The sequence below is a fragment of the Longimicrobium terrae genome (genome assembly GCF_014202995.1).
GTDB lineage: Bacteria > Gemmatimonadota > Gemmatimonadetes > Longimicrobiales > Longimicrobiaceae > Longimicrobium > Longimicrobium terrae.
In genome coordinates this window covers 56971-70512 of record NZ_JACHIA010000010.1, presented here as the reverse complement: position 1 = coordinate 70512, position 13542 = coordinate 56971, and the positions used below count along the sequence as shown (strand labels likewise).

The following is a 13542-nucleotide window of genomic DNA, read 5'->3' as shown; positions in this document are numbered from 1 at the left end:
GTCCGCCACGCCGCCGATCTCCGCGAATCCGCATGATCACCGTCGAGCACCTGCACAAGTCGTTCGTGACGCGAACGGGTGGCCTGCTGCGCGGAACGCGGGGCACCGTCGACGCGGTTCGCGACGTGAGCTTCACCGTCGCGCGCGGCGAGGTGGTCGGCTACCTGGGGCCGAACGGGGCGGGAAAGAGCACGACCATCAAGGTACTCACCGGCCTCCTCGTCCCCACGGCGGGCCGGGTGGAGGTGGGCGGGCTGGTGCCGTGGCGCGACCGCCGGCGGCACGTCGCACGGCTGGGCGCCGTCTTCGGCCAGCGCACCACGCTCTGGTGGGACCTCCCGCTGCGCGACTCGCTGGACCTGCTGCGCGACGTGTATCGCGTTCCGGCCGAACGCTTTCGCCGCAACCTGGCCGCGTTCACGGAGATGCTGGAACTGGGACCGTTTCTGGGCACCCCCGCGCGCTCGCTCAGCCTCGGCCAGCGGATGCGCGCCGATCTGGCCGCCGCCCTGCTGCACGACCCCGAACTCCTCTTTCTGGACGAGCCCACGGTGGGGCTGGACGTGGTGGCCAAGGAGCGCATCCGCACCTTCGTGCAGCACATCAACGCCGAGCGCGGCGTCACCGTTCTGCTTACCACGCACGACCTTACGGACATCGAGCGGCTCGCGCGGCGCGTCCTGATCATCGACCACGGCAGCCTGTTGTACGACGGCGGACTGCCTGATCTGCAGACGCGATTCGGCGGTGCGCGCGAGCTGGTGGTGGAGTTCGAGGCCCCGCCCGCCGAGCCCGCCGTAGAGGGTCTGCGGATGCTGTCCGTGGAAGGGCCGCGGGCGACCTACGCGTTCGAGGGCGCGGCCGCCCGCCCCATCGCGCTGGTGACGGCCCATGCGCCCGTGCGCGACGTAACCGTCCGCGAGCCGGACATCGAAGCCACCATCCGCCGCATCTACGAGGGCGGCCTGCTGCGCGCGCCGGAGCCCTGACGCCGGCCGGCGTCCTCTCGTCCTTCTCCCGCCAGCGCGCGGACGAGATGGATCGATGGCGGCCTGTCCGGCCGATGGCGGGAAGGAGGACGACGCCCGACACGCACGTTCCGCGAGCGGACACGCTGGTCTCATCCTCGGCCTGCGCTGCCAGTTGATCACCGGACAAAACAAAGCGGCGCGGAGAACCGGGTTCTCCGCGCCGCTTTGGCGTATCTGGTCCGCCGCCGGTCAGTTCTTCTTGCGATCAAACAGGACGGTGATGGTTCCCGACGCGGGCCGCACTGGAACGCGGAACAGCGCCTGCCCCCGGTTGACGGACGGCGCGTAGAAGATCACCGGGGTGCCAGACGGCTCCCAGTTGAAGCTGATCAGAATGCGTCCCTGCAGGTAGATGGCGGTGTCCGCCTCCACCGTGGGGGCGGTGACGTCAAACGTGTAGCCGGTGGACGTGGTCTGGCCGTCGAGCTGCTGGTTGACCGTGGCGTCCGACGTCCAGGGCGTCATCCCCGTATTCACGTAGAAGTTGCCGCCCAGCATCTCGCGCGAGGCCAGCTCCGGATTGTTGAGCGTAAAGTTCAGTGTGGCCTTGGTGCCGCCCCGGATGAAGGCAGGCGCCGACATCGTCAGCGAAACGGGCTGTACGTTGACGGTCGCGGTGTTCGCCTGGTCGGCAAGGATGCTGACCTCGTGCGTAACGCCCGCGGCAAGCCCTTCGCGGAGGGACGCGCTGCTGCGGGTGAAGGCGACGACGCCCACCGAGTACCCGGTGTTGGCGGGAAGTGAAAACTGAACCTGCGTCTGCGTTCCGGGCGCCGGAATCGCGACGGCCTTGAAGGCGTTTACACCCGCCCTGGAATTCCAGATGCGGATCAGCGCGCTGTCCGCCGCCGCCGGAATCGCGCTGTTTGCCGATCGGCCCAGCGTCATGTGGAACTCGGCGGTCTCCACCGGTTCCAAGGGCGTGGTACGGCTTCCGCCGCCGTCCCCGCACGCGGCGGTGGCAAGGAGCGAAACAAGCAGCAGCGAAAGAGCGCGCGTGTTCATGGGAGCCGATGAGGAGCGGGGGCCTGGCGGAGGAGTTGAAGCACAAAAGAAACGGAAACAAACATCTGGATCAAGTCCCTTCCCACTACATCCGCAGCTCTTTTCGCTTTCTGGAGGACAAACGAAAACGCGCGGATGCCGGCGACTTTCGTCGGCATCCGCGCGTTCGCCCATCTTTCCGCCATGCACCGGGACCGCGGCTGGTCGGCGCGCCTCAGTCCGCGGCGACCGCCAGCCCGCGCTCGATCAGGTCTTCCGCTTCGCGCATGGAGAGCAGCCGGCCGGCACGCAGCGCGCGGAACGCGGACGCCGTCGCGGCGGGAAGGGTGCGCAGCGACCGCGGCTCCGTGCGCGCGTCGATCATCACGGGAAACGCGCCCTGCGGCACGTCGTCGTACGGGGGCGGGCGCTTGATGGCCAGCGCGCTCAGCAGCCCGCCCGGGTCGCGGCTGAACCACGCGACGGCCACCAGTGGGTGCGTGCGCAGCGGCCCGTCCGCACGGGCGCGCTCCGGCGCGTCGCCCAGCGCCTGCAGCGTGCGGCTGGGTGCCATCAGCGCCAGTTCGTACGTTTCGGCCTCCCACTCCAGCACCTCGGCCACCAGCGGCTCGTGCACCCGCCCGGCCGCGATCTCCCTGCGCAGATACGCGGCAAAACGGCGCACCTCGGTGGGCGCGTTGCGCTCCAGCACGGGGTTCTGCGCCCAGTACGCGCTGGCCAGCACGCGCATCTGCCCGCCGATCAGAAAGCAGGTGTAGCGAAGCTGCGAGGCCAGCGGCGCCAGGCGGTTGCTGCGGTACAGCATGGCGTTGACGGTCATGCCGCGCTGGCCAGCCGCGTCGCGCAGGCGCAGGCGCTCGCGCTCCGTCAGCGCGTACCCGCGCAACCCTTCGGCGTCATCGCCCGCGCGCACGCGGTCGCACAGCTCCGGCGAGGCGGCCATCGCCACCATGGCGCGCTGAAAGTCGGCGAGCGCCATCAGCCGGGGCGCCGGTCCCACGCCTGGCGCGCGCGGTCCAGTTCGCGCAGCACGCCGTCGCCGCCGCCCAGCGCGGGCAGGTAGCCGTCCTCGAACTCAAAGGTGATTCCGCACAGGTTGGGCGCGTTCTGCACCACCTCGTCCAGCAGGTCCCACACGGGTTCCGCCACGGGGCCGGCGTGCGAATCGGTGTACATTCCGCCCATGTCGCTGCCGCCCGCGATGTGCAGCTCCACCACGCGCGACAGGTCCACGGCGCGAATGAATTCGCTCGCGTCGAATCCGTGGTTCACCGAGTTGACGTATACGTTGTGGATGTCCAGCAGCAGCCCGCACCCGCTGCGCGCCGACAGCGCGTTCAGGAACTGCGGCTCGCTCATGTCCTGATCCGGAAGGTCCACGTAGTAGACGTTGTTCTCCAGCAGAAACGGAACGGGAATGATCTCGCGCACCCGGGCGGCGCGTTCGGCCACCATTTCCAGCACGTCGTGATCGTACGGAACCGGAATCGCCAGCCCGGCAAGGTCGCTGTGCGCGTCCAGCCCGGGAATGCGGTTGAACGAGAGGTGGTCGCTGTGCCAGGGAAAGCCGTACCGCGACTGCCACCGGGCGATCTGCCGCACGTGCTCGTCGTCGAACAGGTCGGCGCTCCCGATGCTGAGCCCCACGGAATGGCCGATCACCGGCTTGCGCGCCGCCACCCAGTCCAGCAGCTCCACCTGGCGCTCCATCTCGTGGTAGCGCGTCCCGGCCTGCGGCCCGTCGTCCGCCCAGAAGCGGTCGGGGACGATGGCCAGGTAGTCCAGGCTGTCGATGTGCTGGCGCAGAAAGGCCGGCAGCGAGGGCACGTACAGCACGCCCACGCCCAGGCGGGGCAGGGTGTGCAGGCCGGGCCCGGTGAGGGCGGCGGGGGATGCGGTCGTCATGCGGGTCCTGCGGGCAAGGGGTCCGAACGCGACGGCCCCGCCCCACTGCGGGGCGGGGCCGTCAGCGCATGCAGCCGGTCAGGAAGTGGCGCGGGCGGGCTCGATGGCCTCTTCGTACCACGGGTCGCGCGGCGGGGTGCCGGACAGGCAGGTGGGGCAGCCGGTCGGATCCACCGGGTAAACCGGCTCCTTGATGATGATGCGGTCGTTGGTCGTCACGATGGCCATATCTTCCTCCATGATGATGAGAGTACAGCGGTGAACAGCCCGTGGATGGTAGGGGCCTGGATGCGCCGCGTCAAGGATGGTCTGATAAAGAGTACGCGTTGGACGTGGCGGCAGTGTCCGGGTTCCGGCGCCTCGATCGTCGCACACGAGCGAAATGCTGGCCCGCTCATCAGTTACGTGGTACAACACGCATATTCTCCCGCATTTCACGCGGATCGCTTCGGGCCCTCGCCGCGCCCCGCCATCTCCGGATAACGGCGGGATTCATATGTTCATCGATCGTCCGCAACTCGTCCCTGACATCCGCCGCCGGCCATCGGGCATGCTTCGGGACAGGCACGGAGATCAGGCGGACAGCACTCGTTGCCGGCGCGCGCCATGGACGCCGTTCCCGCCATGTGCGGGCGGAATGAAAACCGTGTGGATGGAACAATCAGCGCGGCGTGTGTTACTGCATCAGATACGCGTTGTATTTCTGGATGCGGAACAGCGCGGCGGCCGGGGAAGGAAACCATGCACCTGCGCGACGCCATCCGTCTGCCTAGGCTTGGGAATCAGAGGCGCAAACCGCTGCCTGCCATGAGGATTGGCGCGAACAAAGGCGTCAGAAGAACGGGGCGTTACTCCCGTCATACGCCAGCGCACGTCGAAAGTCTTTGCGCGATCCGTATCTTGTCCCTAGTTTGGGCCTGAAAGGGTCCGCGCTCCGAACCCGCCACGAACTTCCTCCTGATCGGGAGCCTGCCAGGATGTCACGTCCTGCTTCCAAGAGTGCCTGTCGTTCGCGGTCGTCCTATCTGGCGCCTCCGCCGCTGCTGCTGGAATCGGAGGCCTTTGAGGGCGCCGCACTGCTGCAGGAGCAGCCCGGCCCGCTGGGCGTGGTGCTCTGGAAGTCGCTTCGCGACGTGTCGCTGTGGACGTGCGCCGAGCCGCGGGACCGCGCCGCCCTCTTCGGCGCGGGGGCCGCGGACGCGCGCGCCGGCGAAATCTCCGCCGCGGCCCAGCCGGAGCTCTGGGCGCCGCTGCTGGTGATTGCCCGGGTGCTGGCGGAGCCGGTGAGCGTGGATGAACGGCGTCTGGTGCATGCCTGCCGCACCATCGCCGAATGGGGGCGGCGGCAGGGCGCCACCGCGGTTCAGCTCGCGTTTACGCAGGCGGCGGCGCGCCTGCTGCCGGACGAGCCGAAGCTGGCGTACGCGGTGGGCCGTCTTGCCCGCGACCGCGGTGAGTACGCGCGCGGAGAAAGCTGGCTGCGGGCCTCCATCAGCCTGGCCCGCAACCACGACTGGCAGACGTACGCGCTGGGGTACCTGAGCCTGGGCACCCTGTACCAGACGCTCGGCAACCTCCCCGCGGCGCGCATCGTCACGCTGCGCGGCCTGCGAACGACGCGCAGGCGGCGGCTCGGCTCCCTCGCGGGAACCGCCTTCCACAACCTGTTCGTGCTCGCGTCCGAGGCCGGCGACTACCGGCGGGCCCAGAACTACGCCGCGGCCGCCATCCGGCGGTACGGGGCGTCTCACCCCGCCCTCCCCGCGCTGGCGAACGACCTGGCGCTCCTCTGGTTCCTGGAGGGGAGGTTCGGACAGGCTCTCCCCGTGCTGGAAGCGGTTCTCCCACACATCCCCGCCGGGCTGGACAGAGTGCTGGCGCTCAGCAGCACCGCCCGCGCCGCCGCGGGAGCCGGCGACCGTGCGCGCTTTGAGCAGTACTGGGACGCGACGGTACAGGAGTCGCTGCCGTTTGGCACGCACGCGACCGTCGCGCAGGCATGGCTGACGCTTGCCCGAGGCGCGGTTTCACTGCGCGAGCTCGCGCGCGTTCAGGAAGCGGCAGGTCACGCATTCGAGATTGCCGAAATCCGCAGCCTCGCGCAGATTCGCATGGAGTGCGAGTCGGTGCTGCAGTCCGGACGCAGCCCCGTCGCTCCCGCTGATTCCACCGTCACCAGGGTGGCGGAATACGGAGATGAACTCGCCCGGCAGATGATCGAGTCTCTCTCGCCCCGCCGCGACGCCGGTCTGGCCGCCGTGTAAAGAGCTTCAGGGTTCCGCGCGCGTTCCGCCTCCGATCATCCCCTGGCCGTTCGTCAGATCCGACCTCGTGGCGGGGCTGGACGCGGCCGGGGCGGGCGCGGTGGGAGAGGTGGAGCACGCGGCCAGGGTCAGCAGGGCGGCGGCGGCGGCCAGGCGCATGATCTTCATCGTGCCTCTTCGGAGCGTTGAGATGGAGAAAGTGTCCGGGAAGGCCCCGGCATCCCTCTAAAGTGCACAGTGTTGGTGCACTCCGTCAATCAAAACGCGTCCTTATCACGCATCTCAGCCGACACGTATGGAAACTCCGCCCCGTTCCGTGCTCCTGATGCACCCTTCCGCCGAACTCGCGGAGTCGCTGCGCGCGGCGGTGGGCGGAGACGGGCGCGTGTGGGCGCTGGCGGGATGGGATGAGCTGGAAGCCGCGCTGCACCGGGCCCCGCCCAGCGTGGTGGCCTTCGTGGACCCGTTTCTGGGCGAGGAGGCGGGGACGCCGGCGCCCCGGCTGCTCCACCTGCTGAACGACGTGCGCTCCGCCATTCTGGTGGCCGCCTTCCCCATCGGCGCCGGCACGCTGCGCCACCTGGAGCGGATGGTGCGCGCCGGGCTGGCCGACGTGGTGGACGTGGGGCGCGAGGACACGCCCGCGGCGCTGCGGCAGCGGCTGATCGCCGTGCGCCGCCGCTCCGTGGCCAAGCTGCTGGACCGCGCGCTCCCCCGCAGCACCCCCAGCCGCACACGCGCGCTCCTTTCCGCCGCGGCGGAGACGGCCGCGGCGGGCGAAGGCGCCGCCGAGTTCGCGGCCGCGCTGGGCGCCACCGAGCGCACGGTTCTGCGCTGGTGCCGGCGCGCGGACCTGCCGCATCCGCGGCGCCTGCTGGCGTGGCTGCGCGTGCTGCTGGCCGCCGACATGCTGGACGACCCCGGCCGCCCGCTTTCCGTCATCGCCCGGGCGTGCGGATACTCGGGGGACGCGGCGCTGCGCAACGCACTGCGCTCGTTCCTCGGCAGCCCTCCCGGCGCGCTCCGCGGGCAGGCCTTTTCCGCCGCCGCCAGTGCATTCGCGCGCGAGCTGTTCGCGTTGCGCGAGGAGGCCGCGGCGCGCGGCCGGCCGGACCGCACGTGGCTGCACTGAGCAGACGATCGCGCGGGACGATCCATCGAACGGAAACAGCGGCCCCGCCATGGATGCGGGGCCGCTTCGTTTTCCGGCGATCAAAGGACGCGCGGCAGGTGTATCACCGTGCACCCGCGTCACATCCGGCGCGGCTCGGGCGTTGCACCCCACACGCGGGGCGGCGCGGCGGGGCCGCCGGAGCCATGAATTGTGAGGAAGACCAAGATGATGCGATCGTTGTCCGCCCGGCTGGCGCCGGTGCTCGCGCTGCTTGCCCTGGGCGCGTGCGATTCGCCCTTCACCAGCAACGGCGACGACGTGCAGCGCGGCCGGCTGTCCGACGCGCGCGCCCTGTGGACGTCGCGCAACGTGCCGTCGTACAGCTACGTGGTGGAACTGGACTGCTTCTGCGCCTCCGCCAGCGCGCTGGAGCCCGTGCGGGTCACCGTGGCCAACGGCGCCGTGGTGAGCCGCACCTACGTGCAGGACGAGGATGATACCGGCCCGCCGCGCCCCGCGCCGGACTCGCTCTTTGGCGACTACGACACCGTGAACGACCTGTTCGAGTACGTGGACGACCAGGTGCGCGGCAGCCCGGCGGTGCTGAACGTGTCGTACGATCCCGCTTTCGGATTCCCCAATCTGATCGCGGTGGATCCCTCGGGAAACACGCCCAACGACCAGCGCATCGTGCTGGTATCCAGCTTCGCGGCCGCCGGCTCCTGACCGCGGGCTGGATGAACGAGAGGAGGCCCCGCCGGAACCCTGGTTCCGGCGGGGCCTCTTCTCATCCGCCTGTTGTGCCGGCTACTGCGCCGAGTCGTCGGTCAGGCTGCGGACGGAAACAACGTTGCGCCGCAGGTCCCAGAACAGCCGCTCGTTGCCGCGCGTGGAAAAGATTGGGGAGTTGACCGTGTATCCCCCGGTGGCCTGTGCCTGCAGGCGGTAGGTGCCGCCCAGGTCCGGCCGCCGCACCGTGAGGGTTTCCACGCCCAGCGTGGTGAGCCGCCCCACCAGAATGGTCATGGCGCCGCCGCCCTCCGGCACCAGGTTGATGCGGGGCTGCTGCGTGATGGCGCCGTCGTTCTGAATGGTCACCTGAAGCACCTGCGGAGGCGTGTCGCCTTCGCCGTTCTGGTTGCCCGCGCATCCCGCCATGACAAACGCCGTCAGCAGGCCGGCAAGCCGCAATCCAAATCCGCGCATGTTCGGTTCTCTTTCCGTTGAGGTCCGCTGCGCAGTCGAGGCACTGTGCGTGCCAGCGTGCATCACACGCCGGAATCCGCCTCGTCTTCTGGATTCGCCTCTTCGCTTTCCACGTCGCTCTCCTGCGCGTCCGTGTCCGCTTCCGGGTCCGTTTCCGGGTCCGCCGCGGGAAAGAGCAATTCGCCCAGCGTGTCCAGGAGCTGCTGCGTTCCCTCGCCGTTCAGGGCGGAAAAGGGGATCGCCTGGTCGGGGTCGATCCCCAGCTTCTGCACGGCGGAGCGGAACTGCTCCTGCCGTTTCATCAGGCTCAGCTTGTCGGACTTGGTGAACGCGAACAGGACGGGAATCTCCAGCTGCGCCAGGTAATCCACCGAGCGCAGGTCGTCCGCCGTAGGCCCGGTGCGCAGGTCGATGAGCTGCACCATCCCCACCAGGTCCGTCTTTGCCGTCAGAAACTCGGCGATGACGCTCTCCCACTTCTTCTGCAGGGCAAGGGGCGCCTTGGCGTAGCCGTAGCCCGGAAGGTCCACGAGAAAGAAGTCGCCCAGGTCGGCGCGGACGCGGTAGAAGTTGATTTCCTGCGTCTTGCCGGGCGACTGCGACACGCGGGCGATGGCCGTGCGCGTGCGCCCCAGCAGCCGGTTGATGAGCGACGACTTGCCTACGTTGCTTCGTCCGGAAAACGCCACCTGCGGCATTCCGCGCGCGCTCTCCGGCGCCTGCTGGCCGAGCTGCCCGATGGCGCCGGCGAATTCCACTGATTTGATTCGCATGCGGGCAAGGTAAAGGGGAAAGGGAACACCGGACAAGGCCGTACGCGGCGGCCGCCCGTCCGGCGGGGGCATGGAGCGGAACGGAAGGGCCTCACGCAGAGACGCAGAGCCGCAGAGAGGGCGGGATGCTGCCTGCTGCACCCCTTTCTCTGCGTCTCTGCGGCTCTGTGTGATGATGTTCCTGTCAGTGGCCCGCGCCCCGCGCGGAGCCTCTACGCCCCTCTCAGCAGATGTGGCCGCCGCTGAGGTCCGGATCCTCGATCGGGCACAGGCGGGTGTCGCCGATGGGGCAGAAGTTGGTGCGGATCGGACACCCGCAGTCGGTGACGTACTGGCTGGGCGCCGGGCAGTTGCAGGTGCCGTTGCACGAGGCGAAGCAGGTGCGGTTGCAGCTCAGGTACGCCGTTTCCAGGCACGGTCCGCACTCCGACAGGCGGCGGGTGCTGGGAACCAGGATCTGGTTGGCGTCCACCGTGCCGCGCAGCGGCGTCTGGCTGGTGGCGGGATCAAAGGACTCCACCTGCAGCGAATCGATGTCCAGCCGGAGCTTCTTCATGACGAAATCCTGAATCGGGTGATGGATGACGGCGGTCCGTTTGCAGCCGCAATCCATTGTAGTTCGTTTTTGCGTGATCCGAAAGATGACGGAAAATAAACGTATGTTCTAGCTGATCGGAGCGCGCGAAATCTGATACCGTTGTCCTGCTTGCGCTTACGTGCGGTTCTCGGAGGAACGGAGGACGCTCATCCTCTCGTGCCGGCACCTTAGGGGCGCGGGGCGATTGAAATCGGACGATTGCTGGGCGGCCTCCCGGAGCGCCGGACAAGGAAAAGGGGGACGGCCGTTTCCGGCCGTCCCCCTTTTTCTCCATCGCGTCGAGCTTACGCTTCCTTCTTGCGCCTCGGTTCGGCCGCCAGCACCAGCAGCGGCGGCACCGCGTCGGTGACGCACTCCGGCGTGACCACGACCTCGCGCACGTCCTCGCGCGACGGGATGTCGAACATGATGTCGCGCATCAGCGTCTCGATCACGGCGCGCAGCCCGCGGGCGCCGGTGCCGCGCTCGATGGCCTGCCGCGCGATGGCCCGGATGGCGCCCGGATCAAAGGTGATCCCCACGCCGTCCATCCCGAAGATCTTCTGGTACTGCTTCACCAGCGCGTTCTTGGGCTCGGTGAGGATGCGCACCAGCGCGTCCTCGTCCAGGTTCTCCAGCGTGACCGTCACCGGAAGACGGCCCACCAGTTCCGGGATCAGGCCGAAGCGCAGCAGATCTTCCGGCTCCACGTCGCGGAACGGATCGGTGTCGTCCGCCTCGCCGCCCTTGGTCAGCCCCGCCGAGGCGAAGCCGATCTGCCGCTTGCCGCGCCGCGCCTCGATCACCTTGTCGAGCCCGTCAAACGCCCCGCCGCAGATGAAGAGGATGTGGCGGGTGTTGATCTGGATGTACTCCTGCTGCGGATGCTTGCGCCCGCCCTGCGGCGGCACCGAAGCCGTCGTGCCTTCCAGAATCTTGAGCAGCGCCTGCTGCACGCCCTCGCCCGACACATCGCGGGTAATGGACGGGTTTTCGCTCTTGCGGGCGATCTTGTCGATTTCGTCGATGTAGATGATCCCCCGCTCGCACTCCGCCACGTTGAAGTCGGCGGCCTGCAGCAGGCGGACCAGGATGTTCTCCACGTCCTCGCCCACGTACCCGGCTTCGGTGAGCGTGGTGGCGTCGACGATGGTGAACGGCACGTGAAGCACCCGCGCCAGCGTCTGCGCCAGCAGCGTCTTGCCCACGCCGGTGCTGCCGATGAGCATGATGTTGGACTTGTCGAGTTCGACTTCGTCCATCACCCCGTGGTTGTTCACCCGCTTGTAGTGGTTGTACACCGACACCGCCAGCGACTTCTTGGCGCGGTCCTGCCCCACCACGTACTGGTCAAGCACTCCCTTGATCTCGGAGGGCGTGGGCACCGGCGTCGCGGCGCTGGTTGCCTCCTTGATTTCTTCCTCGGCAAGAATCTCGTTGCACAGGGAAATGCACTCGTTGCAGATGTATACCGAGGGCCCGGAAATGAACCGCTTTACCGAGTCCTTGGATTTTCCGCAGAACGAGCAGCGGAGGTGCTTGTCGCTGGGCATGCCTGAACCTGCTGTATGATTGGAACGGAAGAGGTGGGGCTCCTGAAGATCAGGAGCCCGTCTCGGATTCCTGGTGGCGAACCGCCACCAGCGGCGTGGTTCCGCCGTGCGAGATGACCTCGTCGATCAGGCCGTACTCCTTGGCCTCCGCCGGCGACATGAAGCGGTCGCGGTCCAGGTCCAGCCCGACCTGCTCTTCGGTCTGCCCCGTGTGGTGCGAAAGAATCTGGTTGAGCTTGTCGCGCAGCCCCAGGATTTCGCGCGCCGCGATCTCGATGTCGGCCGCGTTGCCCTGGCTGCCGCCCGAAGGCTGGTGCAGCATGATGCGCGCGTTGGGAAGCGCGCTGCGCTTGCCCTTGGCGCCCGCGCCCAGAAGGATGGCGCCCATGCTGGCCGCCATGCCGATGCAGATGGTGTGCACCGGCGAGCGGATGTACTGCATGGTGTCGTAGATCGCCAGGCCGGCGGTCACCACGCCGCCCGGCGAGTTGATGTACAGGTAGATGTCCTTTTCCGGATTGTCGGCATCCAGAAACAGGAGCTGGGCGATGATGATGTTGGCCACCGTGTCGTCCACCTGGCTGCCCAGAAAGACGATGCGGTCCATCAGCAGGCGGCTGAAGATGTCGTAGCTTCGTTCGCCCCGGCTGGACCGCTCGATCACGTACGGCGGAAAAATGGCCATTGTGCTGTTTCTCCCGGCTGTTTCGCTGCGTGGTGACGTGCTGGTGCTTGAGCCGCGGGCCTCACGAAAAGGCCCGCGGCCGAGGGCCCGCCTCAGCCCTGAGAAACCGTGTTCTGCGCCCGCAGGTGCTCGAACACCCGTTCTTCGGTGATCTCGGCTTCCATCTGCTGCATCTGGCCCGAGCGCTCCAGCTCCACCCAGACCTCCGAGGCGGAACGGCCGTGCTGCTCGGCCAGCGCTTCCACGCGGGCGTCGACATCGTCCGCCGTGGCGCGCAGCCCCTCGCGGTCGGCAAGGTGCTCCACCACCAGCATGCGCTTGAGCGCCGCCTCGGCCTGCGGCCGCATGAAGGTGCGCAGTTGCGAGATCCGTTCCTGCTCGTCCGCTCCGCGGGCGCGGCGCTTTCCGTTCTGGTCCGGCACGTCGCCCGTCATGAAGTCCAGGTAGCGGTCCACCATGCTGGCCGGAACGTCGAACGGGTTGGCGTCCACGATCTGGCCCAGCAGCGCGTCGCGCATGGCCTGGTCGGCGCGGCGGGTGGCGTCTTCCTGCAACCCGGTGCGCACCTGCTCGCGCAGCGCGTCCACCGTCTCAAAGTCGCCCAGCCCGCGCGCGAACTCCTCGTCCAGCGCGGGAAGCTGCCGGCGCTGCCCCTCGTTCAGGCGAATGTGCAGGCGCTCCTGCTTGCCGCGCTGCGCCTCGTCGGCGAAGTCCTCGGGAAAGGTGACGGTGAACTCGCCTTCCTCGCCCGGGGCCAGCGTCATGATGGCGGCTTCGATGTCCGGAATGGCCTGTCCCTCGCCCAGCTCGAAGCGGTAGGCGCGGGGCTCGCTCTCTTCGCCCTCGGCCGGATCCAACTGCGTGATCTGCACCATCACCACGTCGCCGTAGTCCGGGCGGCCTTCCAGCGGCTGCTGCTCGGCGCGGTCCTGGCGCAGGCGCTCCAGCACGGAATCGATCTCTTCGTCGCCGATCGTGTCGCCCGGACGCTCCACCACGAAGCCTTCCACGCGCGACAGGTCCAGCGTGGGCTGCACCTCGAACTCCACGTCGAAGCTGATTTCGTTGTCGCCGCCCTCGTAGCGGACGTTGTCCACCGCGCCCTGGTTGATGGGCTCGTGCGCGCCGCTCTGCAGCGCCTCGCGGTAGGCTTCCTGAATGACGCGCTCGATGGTCTCCTGCTCGATGGCCGGGCCGAACTGGCGCTCCAGCAGGTTCGCGGGCGTCTTGCCCTTGCGGAAGCCGGGCATGCGCACGCTGCCGGCGATGCGCGCCGACACCGACTGGCGCACGCGGCGAACCCGCTCGCGGGGCACCGTGACGGTGAGCTTGCGGGTGCAGGAGCCGGACTCCTGCACGTCGATGCGCAGATCGGTGGAAACGGTGGTATCGGACATCCGGCTCAATCTATTCAGCTGAAGGACGTTGT

The 13542-nt window shown here is 68.4% G+C and carries 15 protein-coding genes; 4 read left to right on the top strand and 11 right to left on the bottom strand.

Going from position 1 to position 13542, the window contains the following annotated elements:
• Window positions 1–32: 32 nt before the first annotated feature.
• A complete protein-coding gene (locus HNQ61_RS16365; protein ID WP_170032421.1) occupies window positions 33–989 on the top strand; it encodes an ABC transporter ATP-binding protein in 957 nt (318 codons plus the stop codon).
• A gap of 231 nt (window positions 990–1220) precedes the next feature.
• Here HNQ61_RS16365 and HNQ61_RS16360 read toward each other — a convergent pair whose 3' ends face one another.
• The 4 genes from HNQ61_RS16360 to HNQ61_RS16345 all read right to left on the bottom strand — a co-directional run bounded on the left by HNQ61_RS16360 (window position 1221) and on the right by HNQ61_RS16345 (window position 4169).
• Window positions 1221–2036 carry a hypothetical protein gene (locus HNQ61_RS16360; RefSeq protein WP_170032419.1) on the bottom strand — a complete coding sequence of 272 codons (816 nt, stop codon included), beginning with the start codon at window positions 2034–2036 and terminating at the stop codon, window positions 1221–1223.
• A gap of 214 nt (window positions 2037–2250) precedes the next feature.
• Complete coding sequence (locus HNQ61_RS16355; protein ID WP_170032417.1) at window positions 2251–3015, bottom strand: hypothetical protein; 765 nt, start codon at window positions 3013–3015, stop codon at window positions 2251–2253.
• Window positions 3015–3941, bottom strand: a complete 927-nt coding sequence (locus HNQ61_RS16350; protein ID WP_170032415.1) for an MbnB/TglH/ChrH family RiPP precursor modification enzyme — start codon at window positions 3939–3941, stop codon at window positions 3015–3017. The genes HNQ61_RS16355 and HNQ61_RS16350 overlap by 1 nt, the downstream gene beginning before the upstream one ends.
• Window positions 3942–4019: 78 nt before the next feature.
• A complete protein-coding gene (locus HNQ61_RS16345) occupies window positions 4020–4169 on the bottom strand; it encodes a hypothetical protein (protein WP_170032413.1) in 150 nt (49 codons plus the stop codon).
• Between the two features lie 749 nt (window positions 4170–4918).
• On the opposite strand from HNQ61_RS16345, the gene HNQ61_RS16340 reads away from it, so the two are divergent.
• A complete protein-coding gene (locus tag HNQ61_RS16340; protein WP_170032411.1) occupies window positions 4919–6205 on the top strand; it encodes a tetratricopeptide repeat protein in 1287 nt (428 codons plus the stop codon).
• Window positions 6206–6211: 6 nt separating this feature from the next.
• Here HNQ61_RS16340 and HNQ61_RS16335 read toward each other — a convergent pair whose 3' ends face one another.
• Window positions 6212–6373 (bottom strand): hypothetical protein, encoded by a 162-nt coding sequence (locus HNQ61_RS16335; protein ID WP_170032409.1) that lies wholly within the window; start codon window positions 6371–6373, stop codon window positions 6212–6214.
• 157 nt (window positions 6374–6530) lie between these two features.
• On the opposite strand from HNQ61_RS16335, the gene HNQ61_RS16330 reads away from it, so the two are divergent.
• A complete protein-coding gene (locus tag HNQ61_RS16330) occupies window positions 6531–7337 on the top strand; it encodes a helix-turn-helix domain-containing protein (RefSeq protein ID WP_170032407.1) in 807 nt (268 codons plus the stop codon).
• A 207-nt stretch (window positions 7338–7544) separates the two neighbouring features.
• Window positions 7545–8045, top strand: coding sequence for a DUF6174 domain-containing protein (locus tag HNQ61_RS16325; protein ID WP_170032405.1), 501 nt, complete (start codon window positions 7545–7547; stop codon window positions 8043–8045).
• Window positions 8046–8126: 81 nt separating this feature from the next.
• Here HNQ61_RS16325 and HNQ61_RS16320 read toward each other — a convergent pair whose 3' ends face one another.
• From HNQ61_RS16320 to tig, 6 genes are all read right to left on the bottom strand, one after another.
• The gene (locus tag HNQ61_RS16320; protein WP_170032403.1) at window positions 8127–8525 is read right to left on the bottom strand and encodes a hypothetical protein; all 399 of its coding nucleotides are present in this window, start codon (window positions 8523–8525) and stop codon (window positions 8127–8129) included.
• 62 nt (window positions 8526–8587) lie between these two features.
• Window positions 8588–9298: a ribosome biogenesis GTP-binding protein YihA/YsxC gene (gene yihA, locus HNQ61_RS16315; protein WP_170032401.1), complete on the bottom strand. Its 711-nt coding sequence runs from the start codon at window positions 9296–9298 to the stop codon at window positions 8588–8590.
• A 223-nt stretch (window positions 9299–9521) separates the two neighbouring features.
• Window positions 9522–9854 carry a hypothetical protein gene (locus HNQ61_RS16310; RefSeq protein ID WP_170032399.1) on the bottom strand — a complete coding sequence of 111 codons (333 nt, stop codon included), beginning with the start codon at window positions 9852–9854 and terminating at the stop codon, window positions 9522–9524.
• 326 nt (window positions 9855–10180) lie between these two features.
• Window positions 10181–11428: an ATP-dependent Clp protease ATP-binding subunit ClpX gene (gene clpX / locus HNQ61_RS16305; protein ID WP_170032397.1), complete on the bottom strand. Its 1248-nt coding sequence runs from the start codon at window positions 11426–11428 to the stop codon at window positions 10181–10183.
• 49 nt (window positions 11429–11477) lie between these two features.
• Window positions 11478–12113 (bottom strand): ATP-dependent Clp endopeptidase proteolytic subunit ClpP, encoded by a 636-nt coding sequence (gene clpP / locus HNQ61_RS16300; RefSeq protein ID WP_170032395.1) that lies wholly within the window; start codon window positions 12111–12113, stop codon window positions 11478–11480.
• A 92-nt stretch (window positions 12114–12205) separates the two neighbouring features.
• Window positions 12206–13510, bottom strand: a complete 1305-nt coding sequence (tig, locus tag HNQ61_RS16295) for a trigger factor (protein ID WP_170032393.1) — start codon at window positions 13508–13510, stop codon at window positions 12206–12208.
• Window positions 13511–13542: the final 32 nt, after the last annotated feature.

What these genes read in the sequence shown, in the direction of transcription:
- HNQ61_RS16365 (WP_170032421.1), top strand. Translation starts at nt 33, where the DNA reads ATGATCACCGTCGAGCACCTGCACAAGTCGTTCGTGACGCGAACGGGT.
- HNQ61_RS16360 (WP_170032419.1), bottom strand. Translation starts at nt 2,036, where the DNA reads ATGAACACGCGCGCTCTTTCGCTGCTGCTTGTTTCGCTCCTTGCCACC.
- HNQ61_RS16355 (WP_170032417.1), bottom strand. Translation starts at nt 3,015, where the DNA reads ATGGCGCTCGCCGACTTTCAGCGCGCCATGGTGGCGATGGCCGCCTCG.
- HNQ61_RS16350 (WP_170032415.1), bottom strand. Translation starts at nt 3,941, where the DNA reads ATGACGACCGCATCCCCCGCCGCCCTCACCGGGCCCGGCCTGCACACC.
- HNQ61_RS16345 (WP_170032413.1), bottom strand. Translation starts at nt 4,169, where the DNA reads ATGGCCATCGTGACGACCAACGACCGCATCATCATCAAGGAGCCGGTT.
- HNQ61_RS16340 (WP_170032411.1), top strand. Translation starts at nt 4,919, where the DNA reads ATGTCACGTCCTGCTTCCAAGAGTGCCTGTCGTTCGCGGTCGTCCTAT.
- HNQ61_RS16335 (WP_170032409.1), bottom strand. Translation starts at nt 6,373, where the DNA reads ATGAAGATCATGCGCCTGGCCGCCGCCGCCGCCCTGCTGACCCTGGCC.
- HNQ61_RS16330 (WP_170032407.1), top strand. Translation starts at nt 6,531, where the DNA reads ATGCACCCTTCCGCCGAACTCGCGGAGTCGCTGCGCGCGGCGGTGGGC.
- HNQ61_RS16325 (WP_170032405.1), top strand. Translation starts at nt 7,545, where the DNA reads ATGATGCGATCGTTGTCCGCCCGGCTGGCGCCGGTGCTCGCGCTGCTT.
- HNQ61_RS16320 (WP_170032403.1), bottom strand. Translation starts at nt 8,525, where the DNA reads ATGCGCGGATTTGGATTGCGGCTTGCCGGCCTGCTGACGGCGTTTGTC.
- yihA (WP_170032401.1), bottom strand. Translation starts at nt 9,298, where the DNA reads ATGCGAATCAAATCAGTGGAATTCGCCGGCGCCATCGGGCAGCTCGGC.
- HNQ61_RS16310 (WP_170032399.1), bottom strand. Translation starts at nt 9,854, where the DNA reads ATGAAGAAGCTCCGGCTGGACATCGATTCGCTGCAGGTGGAGTCCTTT.
- clpX (WP_170032397.1), bottom strand. Translation starts at nt 11,428, where the DNA reads ATGCCCAGCGACAAGCACCTCCGCTGCTCGTTCTGCGGAAAATCCAAG.
- clpP (WP_170032395.1), bottom strand. Translation starts at nt 12,113, where the DNA reads ATGGCCATTTTTCCGCCGTACGTGATCGAGCGGTCCAGCCGGGGCGAA.
- tig (WP_170032393.1), bottom strand. Translation starts at nt 13,510, where the DNA reads ATGTCCGATACCACCGTTTCCACCGATCTGCGCATCGACGTGCAGGAG.